This is a genomic window from Paenibacillus polymyxa, from assembly GCF_001719045.1.
Taxonomy (GTDB): Bacteria; Bacillota; Bacilli; order Paenibacillales; family Paenibacillaceae; genus Paenibacillus; species Paenibacillus polymyxa_B.
On sequence record NZ_CP015423.1, the window covers coordinates 2,518,438 to 2,539,977 of the forward strand.

Below are 21,540 nucleotides of genomic sequence, written 5' to 3' on the forward strand. Positions count from 1 at the left end.
ATTGCTCGTCTACAGCGTTTTGACGGATTCTCCCCGATTGATATCCGGCACAAATCGGTAAATAATCGGGACTGATTCGCCGCCTTCCTCAATGCTGGACAGCAGTGTCTTTGCCGCTTGCTTCCCCATATCCGCAATGGGTTGTGTAATGGTCGTAATCGGCGGATTGTAAATATGGGCAAACTCCGCATCGTCAATCCCGATAATGGACAGCTCTGCCGGAATACGTATACGGCGGGCATTCACATACTTCAACACCTCAGCCAACACGATATCATTCCCGGCCAACAGCGCAGTCGGCGGCTCCGGCAGTTGGAACAGCTCCTTCAGCGTCTGCTGGATTTCTTCTCTCGGCACACTGTGCATATATTCTTCACGAGATGGCAAGCCATGCTCCTCCAGCGCCTTTTTGTATCCGCTGAGCCGTTCCACTCGTGGAGTAATCCGATTCAAGCCAAGGGGCAAAGTAATCAGCGCAATTCGCTCATGCTTGTGAGCCACAAGTTCCTGAATCGCCAGCTTAATCGCCATTTCGTTATCCAGTAGCAGGCTGCGCGTATTTACCCCATCTACCAAACGGTCCAAAAACACTAACGGATACTTTTCACGAATGAGTTGGTTGTAAATATCTGCATGCTTGCCTGTCGGAAAGATGATCAGGCCGTCCACCTGCCGAGCCTTGAGCATCTCAATATACTGGCCCTCCTTGTCTGGATTTTCATCGGCGTTGCAAATGATCACCTGAATGCCGAAGCGCTGCAATTCCTCCTCAATCGCACGGATAGATTGGATCGACAGCGTATAATCAATGTTGGCTACAATAACTCCCACCATAAACGTCCGGTTTTGCTTCAAGCTGCGGGCCAGCCCGTTAGGCTGATAGTTCAGCTCTTGAATAACCTCGGCAATCCGGTCTCTGGTCTGGTCGCTCATATATTTATATCGTTTGTTCAGAAATTGCGAGACAGTGCTTTTAGACACTCCTGCCTTCTGGGCAACATCTTCAATCGTCGGCTTCTTCATCGGTACACTCCTTGTCTTTCATGTACTGCGTTAGTGCAACAAAAGTATATCTTTTTTTTAGTAAATTTACCATACTTCTATTTATGAATGCCATTATGATATAAGTCGAACTTCAAAGTTGCCTATCGTGCCACCGTGTAGAAGTATGGTTCTCCAGCAGCAAAAAGAGGCAGTTCAAGATGTTCTCTTGAACTGCCTCCGCGTACACAACTCTATCGAAAAGCTAGGCTCCAGCTGGCCCTAAATGCTGCTCGACATCAATGTGCCGGAACGGGCGTTGCAGACTGATCTGGTGTATCGTGCTCGACCAGCGCATGCTTTTCCCATAATCGGCTTTTCCAGCGAGCATACATGATGACAGCACGAGTCCATTCATCAGCAGCAATCGCCAGCCACACGCCGGCGAGCCCCATGTCCAGCTTGAACACAAGCAGATAACCAAGCGGCAAGCTCATGCAGACCATGGAGATCAGACCCATAAAGACCGGGAACTTCGCATCTCCAGCAGCACGCAACGAGTTAATAATGACGATATTCGTGGTCCGGCCAGTTTCTAGCAGAATGCTAAGTAAAATGACCTGTGCTCCCAAACGGATAATTTCAGGGTTTTCCGTGAACAAACCAAGCAAGGGAACACGGAAAAAGATGACCACCGCATCAATAATCACGGTCACGAGTAGCGCCCATTTCACACTGGTCAATACACGTTTATAGGCAGTATCCTTCTGTCTGGCTCCCACGAGCCTTCCTACCACAATAGCCGTACCCATACCGACTGCCATACTGAACAAGTAAATATAGCTCGAAATATTATTCGCATATTGACGTGTCGCCATTGCTTCTGCGCCCAGATAAGTCACGTACAGTGTGAAGATGAGCTGACACGACTGATACATAATGGACTCCAGCGCGGATGGTACACCAATGCGCAATATTTTAGAAATGAACTTTTTGGACAATTGGACGTAATATTTCCACTCAACACGAACCTCTGTGACCCGGTACATCAGCCAGAAGAAGATCAGGAGACAAATAAAGCGGCTACCTACTGTAGAAATAGCAGCACCTTCTACTCCAAGTGCAGGCATTCCCCAATGCCCAAAAATCAAAACATAGTTGCCGACCACGTGGATCACGTTCATAAAAACCGAGACATACATTGTTTCTTTGGTAAAACCATGTGTACGAATAGTCGCCGCCAGCGCATTAATCAATGCTTGAAGAAAAATGGCACCTCCGACGATGCTCATATAAGACTCCGCGTAAGCCAGAATCTCACCCTGGACATTCAGCCATTGCAACATGTGCGTACCAAATACGAGGAAAATTACGCTAAGCAAAAGACCTACCATCAAATTCAACGTAATGGCCGTACCTGTAACCTGGGCCGCTTCGACTAGTTTCTTAGAACCGATATATTGAGCTACGACGATAGCAGCGCCGTTGCCGATAACCTCCAGTACAAGGATAGCAATTGAAATAATTTGATTGGACGCGCCCACACCCGACACCGCATTATCAGATACAGAACTGATCATGAATGTGTCGACGCTCCCCATTAGCATAAACAGAAACAATTCAAGGAAAATAGGCCATGTTAAACGGAACAAATTCAGTTCCTTAGCTTCGGACAATACCGAACCTTTTTTTAGTGCTCTGGTTGTCATTCATTCACCTTTCTTCATAGATTTATTTAACGATCAAAAGGTATGTTAGCACAGTCATTCTGAAAATACATCCCGTTTACGTAAAATGATTTGCAAAATGCGTAAGAATTCATTTATCACCCTCTTTATAATTGATTATCGAACTTTATTGAAACAGGATATTGCAAGAATATATCAGTAGTCTGGTCTTTTCGACGCAATTATGAGCTAAAGAGTATAATAGAATACGAGCCTGTGAGCATTGCCGCTGACAGGTTGTGAAGATTGTTGTATGCTTCCTAAGCATAATTTGTGAATTAAAGATGGAATATATAGGACATTCATAGGGTTAAAAGGTAATAAAGGAGGCTTTTACAGATGACTCAATCATTTCAAGCTCTTGTCGTCGATCAGACACAGGACGGTGAAGTTCAAGCAGAGGTACGTTCTCTGGAAGCTGGCAGTTTACCTGCTGGAGAAGTATTGATTCGTGTCGCTTATTCCAGCATCAATTATAAAGATGGGCTTGCTGCCCGCAAGGATGGCAATATTGTCAAAGCCTATCCGTTCGTACCAGGCATAGATTGCTCGGGAACCGTCGTCTCTTCGGAGGATAGCCGCTTTAGCGAAGGACAAGCGGTGCTCGTTACCGGATACGGGCTGGGTGTGTCTCAATTCGGAGGATTCAGCCAATATGCACGCGTGCCTGCGGACTGGGTGGTTCCACTTCCAAACGGACTCACGCCGAGAGAGGCAATGATTTTCGGGACAGCCGGATTCACCGCAGCCCTGTCGTTATATCGACTGGAACAAAACGGCGTTACTCCCGAGCAGGGCAAGGTACTCGTCACCGGAGCGACGGGCGGCGTAGGCGGGGCAGCCATTGCCTTGCTGAACAAGAGAGGCTACCATGTCGTAGCCAGCAGTGGTAAGGCCGATGCGCTCGATTACCTCAAGGCGCTCGGAGCAGCCGAGGTTATTTCCCGCGAGGAGGTCTACGACGGTGCGGAGAGCATCCGCCCGCTGGGCAAGCAGCTTTGGCAAGCGGCTGTTGATCCTGTAGGTGGAAAGCCGCTCGCTTCGCTGCTCAGCCAGATCGCCTACAACGGCTCCGTTGCCGTGAGCGGCCTGACGGCAGGCACCAAGCTGCCTACGACGGTGCTGCCGTTTATTTTGCGCGGCGTAAGTCTGCTGGGCATAGACTCTGTCTTCTGCCCATACGACACTCGCGTAGCAATCTGGAAGCGGCTCGGCAGCGAATGGAAGCCGGAACAGCTGGAGCAGCTCGTTGAGCGCGAAGTCGGATTGGCCGACCTGCCAAGCGCGCTCGAAGACATCCTTGCAGCCCGCTCGCAAGGAAGAACGCTAGTACGGCTGGTTGACTAAGCGGAGTAGTCCGCAAGCTATCCATTGACGTGTTTTCGCGTGAAGAAGTGTCATCCCTTAGGGTCTAGCTTAGGAACATGTAAGAAGCCTGTAAATCTGCAATTTTGAGATTTACAGGCTTCTTTTTTTCGTGTGGTACATTTGAAGCAGACGGTTTACTTTTCGCAACCAAATGAACCTTTTGAGAACCTCAGTTGTTATATAGATAAACTGCACGAGAAAGGAGAGCACATCATTGGAGAGCAATCGAGAGTTGTTTGATTTGTATCAACGAGATGTATACCGAACCTGCTACTACATGGTACATAATGCATCGGATGCAGAGGATTTAACGCAGGAAGTGTTTATCATCCTGTTTCGCAGCAATCGTGAACAGATCGAACAACTAAAAGCCTGGATTATGAAGATCACGGTCAATCATTGTCTGAATTACCTTAAACGCCAGAAAAGCCTGCATTTGAAGGTATCGGCTAATCCCTATCTATTTAGCGGGGCGGAAGGTAAACCTGTAGACAGGCTGGTGGAAGAACGCGAATCGGCAGAGGAATGGGCCGTTTATATGAATCGCCTTCCGGCCAAAATCCGCGCTGTGCTGACACTCCGCTATATGCATGATTTCACGCTGGCGGAAATATCAAAACTGCTGGAAATTCCGCTGGGAACCGTCAAATCGAGGACTCACAAAGGACTAAAGTTATTGGAGCAAATATTGCGGGATGCAGGGGTACAAATTCCCGAGATGGAAGGAGAGAACTATGAACAACATAGAAAAGGCATTGAAGCGCAAGTTAAATGATGATTCGGAAATGGCCTATCCTGACTTCGATGAGATGTGGAACCGGATGGAACAGACAGGGCATACTGCCCCTACGCTAACCGACACTTCCGATTCATTCACTCCCCACCGACACAGAAACTGGCGCAAAATAGCTATTGCCGCCTCTCTAAGCGCACTTCTGGTTGCAGTTCCTGTCTATGCCGCCATCCACTACAACTGGGACAATCTGCTACGCGGAAGAAGTGGCATCCAGACAGCATTAAAGCAAAACCTCGGGCAACCGCTGGAGCAGTCCGTGACCAGAGACGGAGTGAAGCTAACGCTGCATACAGCTATTGTCGATGAGAACCGGACCGTGATCCTGTACAGCTTGGAGGTCGGAAAACGTGCAGACAACGAGTTTTGGAATGTCAAAGGCGTATCGCTAAAAAGTGCCGCGGGGGAAAGCAATGCAGGGGAATATAACTTTCAGCAATGGGACCCGAAAAATCAACGGTACAACGGGTACTTTGAAAGTGATTGGACACCGCAGCAAGAAACAGAGAACGTGCAGCTGACCATAGATCATATAGAGCTCACCAGCGTTCAGGAACTGGATTTGCCGCTCGATATTCGGTCGCCTCAAATACAGACGTTCAAGCTGGATCGTAGCGGCTTACAAGATATGAAGGTACAGGTATTCGAACAAGGTAAGGACAAACTGATGCTGTCCTCAGCGATTACCTTCGATTCGTCCATACCCAAGAGATGGGACAATCCACAAATTATTGCCTACAAAGGCGACGAGCCTGTGATGTCGCAGCCTGGAGGGGCTTTTGGCAAACCCGGTGATAACGGGGAGTATACAGCACAGCAATATTTTTCCAAAGCGGATATGCCGGAAGGACAGACTACCTTCAAACTTCAATATGCGCAAACCGAGAAAAGTATAAATGAACCTATAAAATTTGACCTGCAGCTAAGCAAGAAGAAGATGGAAAGCGGGACGATTAAAAGTGCGCTGAATATCCCACTGGAGAAAGGCAATCCAAATGTTTTGCTAAAACAAATGATTGTCACACCTACGCAAATCCGTGTCACGATCAGAAGCAAGGAGAAGTTCGCCATGTTACCTTATCAAAAGTACTTTCTTTCTGTGAACGGCACAACATTAGAAGGTAGTCGTTGGTCTTCACCTGATCAGGAACACGATCTGAACACGATCCGTTTTGAACGACCTTCCAATCTTGTGATTACCAAGGACAGTCCTATTACTTTTACAGGCAAATACAAGGTTACGACCCATTCGGATGACAAAACGCCACAGCGTTTAACTGATATTTCTGAGCAAAAGCAGACGCTAACGACGCAAATCGGTGGCTATCCTGTGAAGTGGACCTACTACAAACAGGGATCAGACTTATTCGTAGAAACCGAAAGCGGGGATGCTCACTTTGGAGGGATTAACCAGACGCATATTGGCCTGGGTAAAGAACGGATTATCGGCAAGCCGATCACAGCCAATTTTGCCGGAGACGGCAATAACAAGGCAGTGGATGTCTACAAGAACTTCAAAAAGAAGGAAGCTTCTATCTATATGTTCTACTATACAACGGACGACCCGGAAGCAGAGACAACCGTACCCTTACAGCCTCTGACAAGCAACAGCGAAGCATCTAAATAGCAATGCTATAAAAAGAGGGTCCTCTATACCTGTGTGAACCGTGGTATAGGGGACCCCTTTTTATTTTCCTAGGAAGGCACATTCTGCCTGAAACGATTGACTCCCGTCCTACTTTACAGAGCCTTGCGTAACGCCGTTGATGATCCATTTTTGTGCCAGCAGATAGACAATAATCATTGGTAGCAAGGCCATTAGATACGAGGCAAAGGCCAAATTAAAGTCGGTATTGAACTGCCCCTGAAATACATACTGGACGAGCGGTAGCGTATATTGCTCCGCATCGCTAATAATAATGAGAGGCAGCAGGAAGTCGTTATATGTAGACAGACAAGTGAGAATTCCCACCGTAGCACTAATCGGCGCCATCAGCGGGAATATAATGCGCCAAAAAGTACCCCATGTCGTCGCACCATCTACCGTGGCTGCCTCTTCCAATGCCACCGGAATGGATCGAATATAACCGACATACACGAAAACATTAAACGCCAAACCATACACCGTATGCAGCATAATGAGACCCAACAGATTAGTCATATGAAGGCCCGAGGCCAGTTTTACAATCGGCAGCATGATGATCGGGAACGGTATAAACATGGCGCTCACAAAATAAAAATATAATCCCTTAAAAAAGCGTCGCTGCATATTACGCGCAATCGCATAAGCGACCATCGAATTGGTTAGCAAAGTCAATATGACCGTCGATGTCGTGACCATCACACTGTTCTGAAAAGCGCTGAAGAAGTTGGTCATTTCTACTGCACGACTAAAATTTTCCCAATGCAGCTCGGTCGGAAAGGCAAAGGCGGAATGTGCCATCTGTTCGGGATTTTTAAGTGCTATCGTCACCGTCATATAGAGGGGAAACAGGATAAATATTGTCCCCAACGCTACCAGAAGCAGCACAGGCCAGTTGGTACGTCTGCTTGTTTTCATCAGTTATCCATCTCCCTTCTCTGGAGGAATCGCAGCTGTAAGATGGAAATGATCGCGATCACAATAAAGTAAATAACAGAGTTAGCCGACTGATAAGCAAATTCTCCGCCTTTAAATCCCCCGGTGTATATCAGGTGGGAAATCGACTGGGTGGCTCGTCCCGGCCCGCCATTCGTCAAAGCCACGATCTGATCGAACACCATCAGGGAATTTTTCATCGCCAATACCATATTAATCGTGAAAAACGGTGCAATTAACGGAAAGGTAATGCTCCAGAATTCGCGCCATTTACCCGCACCGTCCAGGTTGGACGCCTCATACAGACTTGTCGGAATGGTTTGCAGCCCGGCCAGATAGAGAATCGTATTAAAGGCAATCCCCTGCCATACAGCTACGATGACAACCCCCACCCAAGCCAGTTGTTCGCTGCCCAAAATGTTCGTCGACAATGAGGTAATACCTAAATTTTGCCCCCAAATCGTAAACACGTTCGAGAATAAATAATTGAATATGTAACCCACGATTAGCACGCTCAAAATATTAGGCAGAAAATAAATACCGCGGAAAAAGTTACGAAACCGTATTTTAGCATTCAGCCCTAGCGCAATCAGCAAACTAAGGATATTAGTCGCAATGGTAACCACAATCGCAAATTTGAAAGTAAACCAGTATGCGTTCCCCACATTGTCGTCCTGAAACAAATTAATATAGTTCTTAAACCCGACAAAGTGATACTGATGACCAAAGCCGTTCCAGTTCGTAAGCGAATAATAAAAGCCCTGCAAGGCAGGCAAGGTCAAAAATACAAAAAACAATAGCACCGCCGGCACCGTCATCCAGTAAAAAGTCGTTAGTCGCTTATTCATGTCTCCTCCTCCTCTCCTATCGGCGGTTAGCTACCTTATCCCATTCTCGGTCCAGCTTGGCCAGATAAGCGTCGATGTCTCTGTTTTGCAGGAAGGCCTGCACAATCGAATTCAATTGGACCGCCTTGGGAATATAGTGATCGGCAAAATCAACGACGCGGCCCGATTTAAAATACGGCAACAGCTCTGCCACACTCGGATCATCCTGCGTGACTCCCTTCACCGCCGAAAACAGCGTTTGCTCTGTAATGTATTGCTTGCTGTTCTCCGGCTTCAACAAGAAGGCAATGAACTCCTCGGCTTCCTTTTTATGCGGAGTGCTCTCCGATACGGCTAATAGCGTATCTATACCGGACACCAGCTTGACTGCCTTTTCGTCATTCCCTGTTGGTAATGGGAAAAATCCAAGCTCCACTTTCGGATTGGCTTTGCGAATTTCAGATATGGCCCACGAGCCCTGAATGTACATCAATCCCTGCCCGTTAGCGAAGGCACGGTTACCGTCGGCATAGTTTTTGCCAAAATTATCACCATGTCCGTATTTCAATAGCTCCAGCTGCTTTTCAGCAACCTCGCGGTACTTGTCCTGAAAAGTGACCTGATTTTCACGCCGTTGCAGGAAAAAATCAATGCCCACCAGATTCGGGCCCAGCGCATTAAAGGGGAGGTTCGTTTGCCAATCATCTTTATATGTAAAATAGAACGGGATTTTTCCAGCAGCCTTGATCTTTTGCGCCGTTGCAATCAGCTCATCCCACGTTTTGGGCACCCGTAATCCCATTTCCTTAAAAAGCGTTTTGTTATACATCACACCATTCGCATTCGCAGCATAAGGAATTCCATACACGGGGTCGACCCCGGTTACATCCTTAAGCATTTTGAGGTAAATAGGATCAATCGTACGTGGCAATTCTGTATTCGCCAGGTCCGTAAAAATACCACTTTGTGCCAAAATGGAGTAGGTATCGGTGGCCCCAAGCCCTACAATGTCAGGTACATCGTTTTTGACAACCCGGGTCAATAACACAGTCTCTGCCTCTGGCGGATTGACCTGTGTCACTTCAATACCGGGATGTTCCTGATTGAATTGAGAGATTAGCTTATCGAATGAACCCTTGGCCTCCGGCTTGTTTTGAAAAAACTCAATTTTCACCTTACCCGAAGCATCGCCCTTGTTGCATGCGCTTACAAAAAAAGCCAATAAAAGGATCGCCGCCAGTGTAGACAGCTTTTTGACCCAACACCACATACTCATACCTCCTCTTCCCCTATGTCAATCTATGCGAGACTAGACAATTAATACCCGTCCCTTATGGAAAAGAAACGATACTGCTACAGCATGAACCATTATCTTTTATTTTCCGTCCATATGTACGTCAACTTACAACTATAACAATGGCAGGTCATGAAGCAGTCCCAAGAAAAAGGCATCGGCTATCTGGGCTCAAAGACTGCTCCGGTATACTGAGAAATAATATCAGGAGGAATTAATGTTAAAAAAGATCCTAATGACCACAAGAGTCGATTGGATCTTTTTCGCTTTTATAATGTTCAGGCTAGATAAAAAACGTGGTATATCTCAGTGAATTAGAAAAGCAGCATCCCAATCTGGATTTTTATTTCCAATTAAGGAAGCTAACGCGAGAGCTACTCCCGCACTTCCATTCAGAAGACCAGCCTCATCCACTTCTGCCAGCTTTCCATCCAATAGGCTATGATCATAGAAGCCAAACAACGAATTAGTATCGAACATATCTAATACATCTTCCAGTAATCTGTCCCGCATCATCCCTAACTGCTCGTGGGCAGTATCTGAGTACATGCGTTGAACCAGATGCAATAATCCCCCAATACCATGACACAATGTAGAAGAAGATAATCCACCTTTGCGGTAAAGCCTTTTTTCAATATCCAAATATGCGCGTAGCCCCGTTTCGATCCATTCTTCATTGCGAGCAGCTTGTCCTGCCAGCCAGATAGAACGTGCAATACCTGGTACACCGTAACACCAGGAATCACGATGATTTTGAGTACTGCCTGGAGATGGTTGGTCTTCCAGCCACTCCTCAAAAGAAACTCGACCAGGCCAAATCATACCCTCCACATCCTGAACACGCCAATGATGTATAAACTTTGCCAGTCTATGTATATCGTTTATTAAAAGAGGAGAGTCCACACCATGAAGGGCAGACAAACTCAGGAAACATAAGGGACCTGAAATACCATGCGAAAGCCCTAAATTAAAATTCCCCTGAGGATATTGTAGCTTTTCATTCTCCTGAAACTGATATTCCGAGGAAATGTGCCAAGAGGGTACAGTGTGACCATTTATATTTTTCTCACCGCACATGACATGGAACAAATCCATTGTCTTTTCCCATACCATTCGCATAGCTGGACGGTTTTGGAACAGCATAGCAATACGCCCCACCCCCGTAAAGCCAGAGATGGTGTCATATTGACTCATCTGTAACTGCCCCTTTTCCCATTCCACTTGATGTAGGGATAGACTATGTAAAGCAGCTTCTTCAAACCATGAAGCAAGCGTATCCAGCATGCCTTGATAACGTGTGCCATTCCTAGATAAGGAGTAAATGGCCAACAAAATACCTGCTAATCCACTATACAGGGATAAGTCGTGAACACCTCTTTGCTCCACCATCATACGAATTCGCTCTAAATATTGATGTCCTACAAGATCCCAATCATCCTCGGGATACAGATAATCCAGCTGACCCATAAGTAAACATATTCCCGTAAATCCACTGCCCAAACTTTCATCTGACCAACGTTCTATCTTCATTCCGTCGGTTTCTATTGGAGGTATCTTTTTCATCCATAAACGCACCTGATCCGGGTCTCTATAGCGTTCAGTAATTTCCTGCAATACTGCGGATATCTTATCCTTCATTTCTCCCTTGACGGGTATCCAGTTGTCGCATGTATATGAAGTCGTCGTCATCCTGATACTCTCCCTCCGGTTTGGACCAAAGCTTCTTCTTCATTGAATGAACTAGCTTGAATGTTGTACATCTCTGCATATAATCCATCTAGTAGCATCAGCTCCCTATGGGTTCCCTGCTCAACAATTGTCCCATTATCCATGACCACGATTTTATGCGCCAAACGTGCCGAAGAAGTTCGATGTGTTATAAAAATTCCGATGCTACCCTTCATTAACTCTAGAAATAACTCCAGCAAATCCCTTTCTGCTACTGGATCCAAGAAGGAACTCGGCTCATCCAAAATATATACATCTGCCTGGCGCAAGAAAGCCCGAGCAATTGCGATTCTCTGCCATTGTCCTCCCGAAAGCTGGAAGCCACCCTCGAACCATTTTCCGAGTTGCGTGTCTAATCCTTCCGGAAGATCGGTTATAATTTGGTCTATAGCCGCATATTGAGCCGCACGGATGAGCTCCTTGTCCTCCTCCAAACGCTCTAGCGATCCAAACCCGATATTATGACGTGCTGACATTTCATAATGCATAAAGTCCTGGAACACGACTCCTATTTTATCCTGAACTTGCTGCAGATCATAACCCTGAACCGGAAGGCCATTAATCTTAAACACACCTTCATAATTAGAGTAAAGCTGCATCAGTACTTTCATAAGCGTTGATTTACCTGAACCGTTCTTTCCTACAATGGCTATGGTTTGTCCTTTACTCATGGTTAAATGAATATCACGTATAGAGGGAACCGTTTTACCCGAGTAAGTAAAAGAAACACCTTCTATAGATATTTGCTCAATACACAAATTTCCGTTTCTATCTCGAGCAGTCGGTAGCGCTTGTTCCTTTTGCTGCCGGACCGGGTCTGATGTGGGGAGCTGTAAAAATAAAAATAGCTGCTCCATATACAAATTATTTTGAGAAAATTGTACAATTCCCTGAATCAATGCCTGCATCTGGCTTTGCGTCAGCATAATTGCTTGAATATAGCCATATAAGCTACCTATTAAAATTTTCTTCTCAAAGGTCTCCCTAATAGCCACCCATACTACTCCCAACAACACAGCAAGCTCCAACAGACTGTACATAAAAGTAATTGTGACCCGTTTACCTAGAATTCGTCGGTCCTCTACAAAAAATCTCTGCAGCAAATCCCCATATCTCTTGAGCAAATAAGAACTCATATTAAAAATTTTGACCTCCTTGACTGCACGATCATTGGTCAACAGGTAGGTCATATACCAAGATTCTCGATATAACGGAGTTCGATTCATGTAGATTTCAAATTGTTCTTTGTTTAGCTTAAAAATAGAGTATACAGACACCAGAGAGATCACAAATAGAATGATGACCACCCACCATTTCCACAGAAAAATCAAGGTTGCGGAAGACACCATGGTGACCAAGCTGGATAAAATGCCCGCCATTTGCGTATACAGTTGATACGGCCGATAAGAGGCCTCTTGGGAGGCGCGCTTTAATTGATCGTTAATTTCCGAATTTTCATAATCGGCTAATCCTAGAGAGCTCGATTTTTCCCCGATCATCATATTCAAGGACTTGGACAGCACCGCTTCCAGTGTGCCTTCAACAAACGTTTGGCTCATGGTAACTACACTTTTCAGTACGTGAATCGCTATGAACAGACCAAACTGTAACATAATCAGGGAGATGCCTTGAGTGCCAGAGGAAACAATGCTGTTAAGCAGGTTTTGCATAATTATCAGTGTCAAAACAGGCATCAAGCCCTGAACAATATGCAAAAAAATGCTGGATACCATATACGTCTTATTCATACCAAATACCAACGAAAACAGCTTTAATCCCTGTCGTACAGACCTCCAGATAGTAGAAGACTCAAGATTGGTATTCGCTTGAATATCGGTCATTGTCGATTCCCCCGATATTGAACTAAACTGTTCAAAGCATGTCTGGCCATAATCATGATCTTCCGTTCTCGATCCCTGTCTATCCCGAGCAGTCGGTTCAAATGCATATGAATCACACTTAATACAATATCTTCTCTCGTGTTAGTGGATAACCCTTCCACTTCATGCTCATAGAGTACATGGATATACTGCTCTACTGCTCCTTTTCTTATGTTGAAAATACTCTCTATAGCCTGGAGGTTGGATTGTATGGAGTCTGAAGTTTCCAGATCAGATGCCATCCATTGTAAAAAAAACTTCCTTTCTTTGCGAAAATCCTCCAAATACTCTTTGACATCGAAATATCGATTTAGTAATTTAAACGCAGCCTTCTCATGGTAACCAAACTGATAAAGGAGATTGATAACACTTAAAGTGGCTATAATATCCGCTTCTAAGGAAACTTGGTTAAATCGAATGAGGTGTACAAGCTTAGCTGTTACCTCACTGTCGCAAGAAAACATTCTTTCCGCCCAGATCATGAGTTTACTCCCACCGTATCGCTCTATTTCGGGCTCATACGTGTCGATGACCACTCTGGCTATCATCCCTTCATGCAGGAGCCTCTCTGTCCATTTATGAAACGTAGAGAGAAACTCATCTACTGTCCTATTCTTCGAAAGCTCAAATCGGACACGCAGGTGCTTGTCCGGATCGGCATATCGGATAAAATATGCCTGAAGGATGGTACCACAGTCCTGATGCTCCCGCACAAATTCTTCCCAATACCCACCTATAAACTCATTTTGCCGGCTGTTCATACCGTATAGCTTCGCGTAGAACCAAGATTCTCCAGGCAGATAAGCATGGACTGTGTTTCTCAGTTGTTGCTCACTCTCTCTTGCAACCAATTCAAGAGAAGCTGCAGTCTCTTCCATAAAACGTTGCGTATCCACAGTCTGATTTCGAACGAGCGGACAAACAAACTCAGCCGTTAAATGTCCTTTTCCACAGGAGACAGGTGAATTGTCAAGACCACCAATGTGCTCTATCAAGGTAACCTTTCCTTTAGACTGGAGATCCCTGCATAATTGTTCGATATGCAGCGGATGATCCATATCCAGTAAAATACGATTATCTGATTCAATCATATAAACATAACGTGGTATGTTCCATTTCTCCTGAAATGAACCTATCTCCTTGACGAAGTCCACCATGTTCTTCGACGGGCTACTTGCTGTCTTACTTGCAATTCTCCACGTTCCCGGATAGAGAATAATATGCTTGTACCTGAGGCGTGGAGTAAAAGGGGCCTGAGCCACAAAACCCCACTCCATAGGTGACCAATGGCGATAGCCATTATCGCTAACCTCCACGAGAAAACGGTATATATTGGGAGTCAACTCCGCATTAAGCATGTGTCCTGGACTAGCAATGACCTCTCTATTGCGGCTCTTTGATTTTAAATAAAAGTGATCGTTCCGCACACCAACGACTAGATCGGAAATATGAATTTGTCGATCTTCCGGCATTGTATGATTAGTCCCTATTGCGATCTCATAAGGTCGGGTTTGTTTCGTTAACACTACATTTGCCGATCTTCCCGAGCTCGGCAAGTAAGATATTCCAGCCAGCAGCTTTTCGGGTTGCAAACGCTGCTCTTCCAACTGGATACTAGAGAAGATATCGTTAAAAGACTCCCCGAACAGGTCCAAAAATCTACCAAACGTCTTTCCTGCTGCATCAGACCCCTGATTAGGTGCTAGGAGCAGTGTATATTGGCCTTGATCCAAAGCCTGCTGGTCGGAAGCGATTAGCTGAAAAAATAATTCCATGGAAGGTGCTGCTAGCCATTTCTCCTCTTCCTGACCCTTTATCAATTCGTCTACCATGCCATCTGTCAATACAATTTCATACTTTCCTTCATGAATAGCAGATACAAACCATTGAAACAAAAGCTTCTCCTGATGCGATCTCGACTTGGATGGAGACATGTTCTGTAACCGTACTCGACGGCTCGTGGGGTGTTTATAGCCTGCCGGAGTCCCTAGCCCTGTGTCCTCATCCAGCAAATCCAGCAAAGGCACTTCCCGATATGGTCCGTATTTCTCCAAAAATTCCACACAAAACTCATTCAAAGGTCTGTTCTCACGCGTTGAAAGTTTGGTCAATAATTCAGCAACACACTCAATATCCTTACGTATGGAGTGCGGAAGAATGATACCTTGATCTTCCAGAGAGAGGTCGATTTGCAAGCTTGATTTCGCACTGAACATTTTGTTCATTTTTTGTCTTAAACTCTCTAGCAACTGTTCCCCTTGACCTATAGGAAGAAGATTATATTTAGCAGAAGTATCTGCGATGTTATCAAGATCCTCTTTTAACTCTTCAATACCTGTTACTGGGCTCAGAACAGATCGTATATGATTTAGCGGTTCAGTAGTCGTCGTAGGTGGAATAAGTTCGGAAATCAGAAATTCTTGCTCGAAAAGTTGCCACACATAACGTTCAATCACCTCAACATTAGCACCCTCAAATGTTTTGTTAAGATGATCGACTAAATCTAGATATGGTATGAAGGTTGAGCTTGCATCCATCACACAATCAAATACCTGAGTTATACGAACAGACACACTCTGATCTTCGCCATCAACCATACTGCCATGCCTTGTCGTATAAGGAATTTTAGCTCGGTTACCCTGACGATAAATTAATGTATTACTCCGAATCTGCAGCTGACGCACAATCTCTCTACGGCTTTCGACCATCTCAACTGCTTTCATTAGCCATTCCATGTCGGGTCTTGCACGCTTTTTAAACGTGTTCGTTTCTTGTAAAAAAAGATGCGATTGTTCCCCGAATCGCCCATATGTGATACCAGATAGTAAACCAAACGGTGTTGGCCGTGTAATCATTCTAATGATATAACGCATAAATGCTTTGATTACTTGTCCTTGTTTGCGCTGATTGTCTTGATTACTGATATGTACTAAAGATTCAAGCAAAGTGGGACTGGAAGCCGCTAGCGCTTCACGAATGAACGGATCGCGGGACAATTCCAATAGACGCTCTAATGCAATCTCCCTGGCATCTTCCCCCTCTTTAATACTGACCGGAAAGCATTTAGAAAACTCTTGGACGGGTAATACAGGAGTACGAAGCATGAAAAAATCTAACGTTTTGTACAGATTTTCTGTTGTCTTCATGAGGAACCTCCGTTCTAAAACAAACTTTTAAATTATTTTTTTTTGCCAACGTACAAAGCTGATAACTGAGCCGATCAATGTAATAGCGATTAAGCACATCCAAAAATTAAAGGAACCTTCCACCCTTAAAGCAAGCACAATTTGTTGAAAGGGATCCATTAGCAAGACAAGCGGTCTAACCACCTGATAAAGAGCGGCGGATAAAACAAAAATAGCAATAAAAGCAAACAAGGGTCTTGAAATAAACAAGCATACAGCACTACTCAACAACAACTTTGCCACACAGGCCAGTGTTAAAACTAAATAGAATGCAAGTGTATATGGGATTGCATCCGATGAGGGAGACGCTGTTCCTGAACCATATTTAAAAAAGGTGGAAGTATGAGGAAAAAGCAACCAGCCAGCTACTATACCTATCACTAGGGCCGTCCCTGTAAAGACGACTGTTGTAACCGATAAAGCGAGTAGCTTGCCAAGCCAGAATTGAAAACGACGATACGGTCTCAATACATATAGCCGATATGCTCCGGTATGAAGATCGCCACTTAACTGATCGACATACAGAATAGGCAACATGGCTAAGATTAAAAATAGAGAAATCTCGCTCATCATAAGCCAAGGCAGATTCAAATTATTAACAATTACCGTCCCTTCACCAAACCGAAATCGCATTGTACCATTCGTCTTGAGACTCCATATATTCACAAAAACAATAAGAAGCATTGCTATATATAATAAAAAAGTAGATTTACGATTCCAAATTCGCTCTAATTCACTCAACCAGATTCCAGACATACAGATCCTCCTAATACAAATAATCATCAGCTGTAAAACGACGGTAAGCCCACCCTGTAAAAAAAATCAGGTGGAACAAGACGGCAATCACAATCGCACCATTAACGGACCAATTCCATATCAGCGATTGATCCAGCCCCTTGTATTGTAAATATGGAATTAATAAAAAAGTAACCAGATTCTTTAAGAGTGGAATAGAAGAGAATACAGCAGCCAACTTCAAGTACAACGGATCAAATAACAAAACACCCAGATTGTACGTCATACAAATACCAATTGCATACGTTACACTTTTACTGCACATAGCAATAAAAGAATAGAGGGAACTGATAGCTAATAAAGAGGCAAATGCCCACCCATAGTATTCAAACGCTTGGAGCCATATTTGCCCGAAAATACCCATACCGTTTATATTATGTGAGAACCTCCAGACAACAACGATTACTTGCGAGGATATAGCATATACGATCAGAAGAAGTAAAATAGAAGTGTTCACAACTAATAGCTTACTCCAGAAAATCTGACCACGGGTAAAACGACGCATAAATAACAATCTCAGCTGTCCGCTCCTAAACTCCTCCGTAAATACAGCAGCCACCAAGGTAGCCACAGCAAAATTGCATATTAAATATAGATTTTCACGCAAGCCTGCAACAATGAAATTTCTGGATAAAACCTCCACAGGAACCCTTAACGTATGCAATATATATATCCCTGTCGAATAGACCAATACAGGGGTACATATAATTAGTAACCAGAACCATTTTCTTTTCCACAATCTCTCAAACTCGCTATAAATGAGTGTCTTCATAGTCCCATCAGCCCCATAAAAGCATCCTCTAACCGTTGACCCTCCTTGACAAGTTGATCGGCGCCTCCCTTCCAAATAAGCGTCCCTTCTTTGATGACAATCAGTTCGTCACACATTTGCTGCAATTCATCTAACAGATGGCTGGAGACAAAAAAGGCATAATTGTCTGAATCACGCAAACGAAGAATTATATCTCTTAGCTCACGCATCCCCATAGGATCGAGACCATTGGAAGGCTCATCAAGCAACAATAGCTCAGGGTTACCCAACATAGATTGGGCTATACCAAGCCGTTGTTTCATTCCCAGCGAATAGGTTTTGACCTTATCATCCCCACGATTTTCCAGCCCCACCCGTTCCAACAATTCTTTAATATGGCTTTCTCGATCAGAGGATACAACTCCCGAGTGCAATCGGGACAAATTACGCAGCACCTGTCTGCCTGTCATATAATCAAAAAAGACCGGAGATTCAATGATAGCGCCCACTTTGGACAGCGCCTTTTCCCGATCCGTCTGTACATCATATGAAGCTATCCTTACAGAACCACTAGTGGGCTGCATCAGCCCCGTCATGATTCGCATCATCGTCGTTTTCCCAGCTCCGTTCGGGCCAATGAATCCATAAATCTTCCCTTTTTCAAGCTCAAAGGAAATATTATTTAACAAGCTTCTTTTGCCCACATTTTTGTTTACCTGCTTTACTTCTAATAAGAAATCGGTCATACTTTTCCCTCCATTACCAAACACAATATCCAAATATCTTTAAATATTTTATAGTTAAAAAATAAATACTTATCAAACAAGAAGAAGGGACTTTAAGGTCCCTCCTTCTTGTTTTTCTTTTATGGAGTACAATAAAAATCATTATTTAAAAAAGCAACAATCGGGATTAGCAGAGTGAACCAACGTTTGTAAAACATCTGTTGCCACAGGTTTCAACACAACTGGCAGCAGTTTTGCCGCTACCACATCCACTAGAACATGCCACAATGCTCAGAACCTGAGGCTCTACAGAACCTTGAGATTTGTTTACTTGAACGTCCAGATCAAATAAGTTTTCAGCCATTGCATTCCCCCCCTTTCGTTTAGATACACCATCAGCCTTCAACGAGATTCATGTCCCGTCGAAATACTCCCCTTCTCCAGTAGGATAGAAGGATTTATATGAACAAAATCCCGACCAGATCGTCATCCATTCGAAATATTGTCATATATGACCATGTGGGAAATCTTATGTATAATCTTTGTTGACAATACAAACTTCATCTAACAGTGATTAGTGTCGCCCTTACAAATGAAATAATATCACGTGTTGCAAAATGTAAATCTATTACTTTATATGTAAAACTAAATGATAAGAAATCATTATAATGTATTAATTTTAATATATGGTTATTATATTCCCACTTCCATTCTCATTAACAAAATAAAATAGCCCTTCAGTAAACGTTCTACCTCAGGGCTACCCTCTATATAGAATAAGCTGTTTTCTATCCAGTAACTACTAACCTGTCACCTACTCCAGTTCAATCCACTCGCCGAGCAACGTGTCCAGCTCCGCTTGCAGTCGCTCACGCGCGTCCCACAGCTCCGCCATGTGTATCGTGTCGCCGCTTGTGCCGAGCAGCTCCAGCTCGGCATCCGCCGCCGCCAATTCTGCTTCTTTGGCGGCGATGGCCCGCTCCAACCGCTCGCTGGATGCAGCGGGCGGGCGTGATGGCTTCGCGGCGGCCTTCGTTTCGCGTGCCCCAGACCCGGCAGCGGGCGAGCCCAAGCGACCTGAGCGTGCACGGCTCGCATCGTCTTCCGTAGTCGCTCCCGTATGCGCAGCCGCCCCCATGCCATTGCTCGCTGCACTGGAATGTACAGCTGTGCCCGAGCCAGAGCCGCCACCCGATGCGGCTCTGCTTGCAGATGTCGGGCGTGTCCCGGTATCCCCCTCGCTCTGTAGACGAGCGTTCTCCAGCTCCCGCTTCTTCGCTCGGTACTCATCAAAGCTGCCTAGATAAAAGGTCAGCCTTCCATCCTCCAGCTCCCACACGCGCCCTGCCAGCTTATTCACAAAGTAGCGGTCATGTGAAATCGCCAGCACCGTTCCCGTGTAGGTGTCTAACGCTTCCTCCAGTGCCTCGCGTGAGTCAATGTCCAGATGGTTCGTCGGCTCATCCAGCACCAACAAATTTGGCTTTTTCATGACTAGCAACGCCAGCCGCAAGCGGGACCATTCGCCACCGGACAGCATGCTCACGGGCTTAAACACATCGGCACCGTAAAATAAATACTTCGCTAGCAACCCGCGTGCCTCGCCTTCTTCCACCCCTGCTTCCTCCTTGAAGTAGGCAAGCACAGTTGCCCGGCTATTCCGTTCTCTTTCTTGCTGCGCCAAATATCCGTACTCCACGCGCGCACCCCACTGGACCGTGCCTGCATCTGCGCTTTCCTGACCAAGCAGAAGCTTGAGCAACGTCGTTTTGCCTGACCCATTATCACCCAGCAAGGCCACCTTTTCGCCAAATTCCAGACTACCCGTTGCCCCATTTAATATCTGTCGCTCTCCATAGGCTTTAACAATTTCTTCAAACTGCAGTACCCGGCGACCGGAACGATCCTCCAGCTTTAAGTGAAATTCCGCCCCCTGCGGGTCCAATACAGGCCGCTTCACCAGTTCCATGCGCTCCAACGCCTTACGAATGGAGGCTGCCTTTTTGAAAAACTTTTCGTTATCGCCATTGCGACCCCACTCTTCAAAACGCCGAATGGCCTCTTTCATCTTTTTGATCCGCTTTTGCTGTTCCTTATAATCTTCAAATTGTAGTAGCAATCGTTCTTCCTTTTCCTTAACATAGCCGCTGTAGTTCGTATAATACGTAAACGCCTCGCCATCCTCGAGCTCAATCATTTTAACGGCGACCCGATCCAGAAAATAACGATCATGAGATACAACCACACACGCACCTGTATAGCCCTGCAAAAATTGCTCCAGCCACTCCAGCCCTTTCAAATCCAGATGGTTGGTCGGCTCATCCAGCAGCAGCAAATCCGGTCGTCCGATGAGCTGTGATGCCAGCGCTATTTTTGTTTTCTCTCCACCCGACAGCGAGCCGAAGCTGCGCGTATACATACCTTTGGGAATACGCAGCCCATCCGCTACCTGGTCAATGTTTGCATCCATTTCATAGCCGCCATTGCGTTCAAACCGTTCCTGCAAGGCAGCATACGATTGCAGTAGCTTCTCCAGAAGGCTCGCATCCGCTGCCACAACCGGATCTGACATTTCCCGTTCCAGTGTGGTCATCTGATTGCGGCAATCCTTCAGCTCACGATAGGCGTAAGCCAGCGTTTCGTACACGGTGAAGCTCTCAAACTCCGCCGGAATTTGCGGTAAATAGCCGATTTTCGTATCCTTGGCGATGACGAGCTGCCCTTCATCCGGGCGGGACAAACGTGCGATTAGGCGTAATAGGGTGGTTTTACCGCTTCCGTTGCGGCCGATGAGCCCCACCTTTTCTCCCGTATGGATATCAAACGATGCACCATCCAAAATCAGATTGGCAGCGTGGTATTTTTTCAATTGTTGACCGTTTACTATATACATGTTCAGGCTCTCCTT

At 45.4% G+C, this 21,540-nt stretch carries 16 protein-coding genes; 3 read left to right on the forward strand and 13 right to left on the reverse strand.

All coding sequences use genetic code 11. From position 1 onward, the window contains the following. Positions 1–9 precede the first annotated feature (9 nt). Both AOU00_RS11260 and AOU00_RS11265 read right to left on the reverse strand, forming a co-directional pair. A complete protein-coding gene (locus tag AOU00_RS11260) occupies positions 10–1,023 on the reverse strand; it encodes a LacI family DNA-binding transcriptional regulator (protein WP_061831958.1) in 1,014 nt (337 codons plus the stop codon). Positions 1,024–1,280: 257 nt separating this feature from the next. After that, positions 1,281–2,690, reverse strand: coding sequence for an MATE family efflux transporter (locus tag AOU00_RS11265; RefSeq protein ID WP_023990870.1), 1,410 nt, complete (start codon positions 2,688–2,690; stop codon positions 1,281–1,283). Positions 2,691–3,047: 357 nt separating this feature from the next. Here AOU00_RS11265 and AOU00_RS11270 point away from each other — a divergent pair, with 357 nt between their 5' ends. The 3 genes from AOU00_RS11270 (at position 3,048) to AOU00_RS11280 (ending at position 6,496) form a co-directional block, all read left to right on the forward strand. After that, the gene (locus tag AOU00_RS11270; protein WP_061831959.1) at positions 3,048–4,055 is read left to right on the forward strand and encodes an acrylyl-CoA reductase family protein; all 1,008 of its coding nucleotides are present in this window, start codon (positions 3,048–3,050) and stop codon (positions 4,053–4,055) included. A 235-nt stretch (positions 4,056–4,290) separates the two neighbouring features. Then, positions 4,291–4,851: an RNA polymerase sigma factor gene (locus tag AOU00_RS11275; RefSeq protein WP_025721972.1), complete on the forward strand. Its 561-nt coding sequence runs from the start codon at positions 4,291–4,293 to the stop codon at positions 4,849–4,851. Next, on the forward strand, positions 4,811–6,496 hold the full coding sequence (locus AOU00_RS11280; RefSeq protein WP_061831960.1) for a DUF4179 domain-containing protein: 1,686 nt from the start codon (positions 4,811–4,813) through the stop codon (positions 6,494–6,496). Before AOU00_RS11275 ends, AOU00_RS11280 begins: the two co-directional genes overlap by 41 nt. A 108-nt stretch (positions 6,497–6,604) precedes the next feature. Here AOU00_RS11280 and AOU00_RS11285 read toward each other — a convergent pair whose 3' ends face one another. The 11 genes from AOU00_RS11285 to abc-f form a co-directional block, all read right to left on the reverse strand. Beyond that, complete coding sequence (locus AOU00_RS11285) at positions 6,605–7,429, reverse strand: carbohydrate ABC transporter permease (protein ID WP_061831961.1); 825 nt, start codon at positions 7,427–7,429, stop codon at positions 6,605–6,607. Then, complete coding sequence (locus tag AOU00_RS11290; protein WP_069290633.1) at positions 7,429–8,295, reverse strand: carbohydrate ABC transporter permease; 867 nt, start codon at positions 8,293–8,295, stop codon at positions 7,429–7,431. The genes AOU00_RS11285 and AOU00_RS11290 overlap by 1 nt, the downstream gene beginning before the upstream one ends. Before the next feature lie 16 nt (positions 8,296–8,311). Continuing rightward, positions 8,312–9,544, reverse strand: a complete 1,233-nt coding sequence (locus tag AOU00_RS11295; RefSeq protein WP_061831963.1) for an ABC transporter substrate-binding protein — start codon at positions 9,542–9,544, stop codon at positions 8,312–8,314. Between the two features lie 330 nt (positions 9,545–9,874). Next, the gene (locus AOU00_RS11300; protein WP_061831964.1) at positions 9,875–11,257 is read right to left on the reverse strand and encodes a lanthionine synthetase C family protein; all 1,383 of its coding nucleotides are present in this window, start codon (positions 11,255–11,257) and stop codon (positions 9,875–9,877) included. Then, positions 11,254–13,137, reverse strand: coding sequence for an ABC transporter ATP-binding protein (locus AOU00_RS11305; RefSeq protein ID WP_061831965.1), 1,884 nt, complete (start codon positions 13,135–13,137; stop codon positions 11,254–11,256). Before AOU00_RS11305 ends, AOU00_RS11300 begins: the two co-directional genes overlap by 4 nt. Continuing rightward, positions 13,134–16,322, reverse strand: coding sequence for a lantibiotic dehydratase (locus AOU00_RS11310; RefSeq protein ID WP_061831966.1), 3,189 nt, complete (start codon positions 16,320–16,322; stop codon positions 13,134–13,136). Before AOU00_RS11310 ends, AOU00_RS11305 begins: the two co-directional genes overlap by 4 nt. A gap of 27 nt (positions 16,323–16,349) precedes the next feature. Next, positions 16,350–17,117: an ABC transporter permease gene (locus AOU00_RS11315; protein WP_061831967.1), complete on the reverse strand. Its 768-nt coding sequence runs from the start codon at positions 17,115–17,117 to the stop codon at positions 16,350–16,352. 10 nt (positions 17,118–17,127) lie between these two features. Continuing rightward, a complete protein-coding gene (locus AOU00_RS11320; RefSeq protein WP_061831968.1) occupies positions 17,128–17,928 on the reverse strand; it encodes an ABC transporter permease in 801 nt (266 codons plus the stop codon). Then, positions 17,925–18,653 carry an ABC transporter ATP-binding protein gene (locus tag AOU00_RS11325; protein ID WP_061831969.1) on the reverse strand — a complete coding sequence of 243 codons (729 nt, stop codon included), beginning with the start codon at positions 18,651–18,653 and terminating at the stop codon, positions 17,925–17,927. The genes AOU00_RS11320 and AOU00_RS11325 overlap by 4 nt, the downstream gene beginning before the upstream one ends. A 166-nt stretch (positions 18,654–18,819) precedes the next feature. Further along, positions 18,820–18,996: a gallidermin/nisin family lantibiotic gene (locus AOU00_RS26245; RefSeq protein WP_155729784.1), complete on the reverse strand. Its 177-nt coding sequence runs from the start codon at positions 18,994–18,996 to the stop codon at positions 18,820–18,822. 450 nt (positions 18,997–19,446) lie between these two features. Beyond that, positions 19,447–21,525 (reverse strand): ribosomal protection-like ABC-F family protein, encoded by a 2,079-nt coding sequence (abc-f, locus tag AOU00_RS11330; RefSeq protein ID WP_069290634.1) that lies wholly within the window; start codon positions 21,523–21,525, stop codon positions 19,447–19,449. Positions 21,526–21,540: the final 15 nt, after the last annotated feature.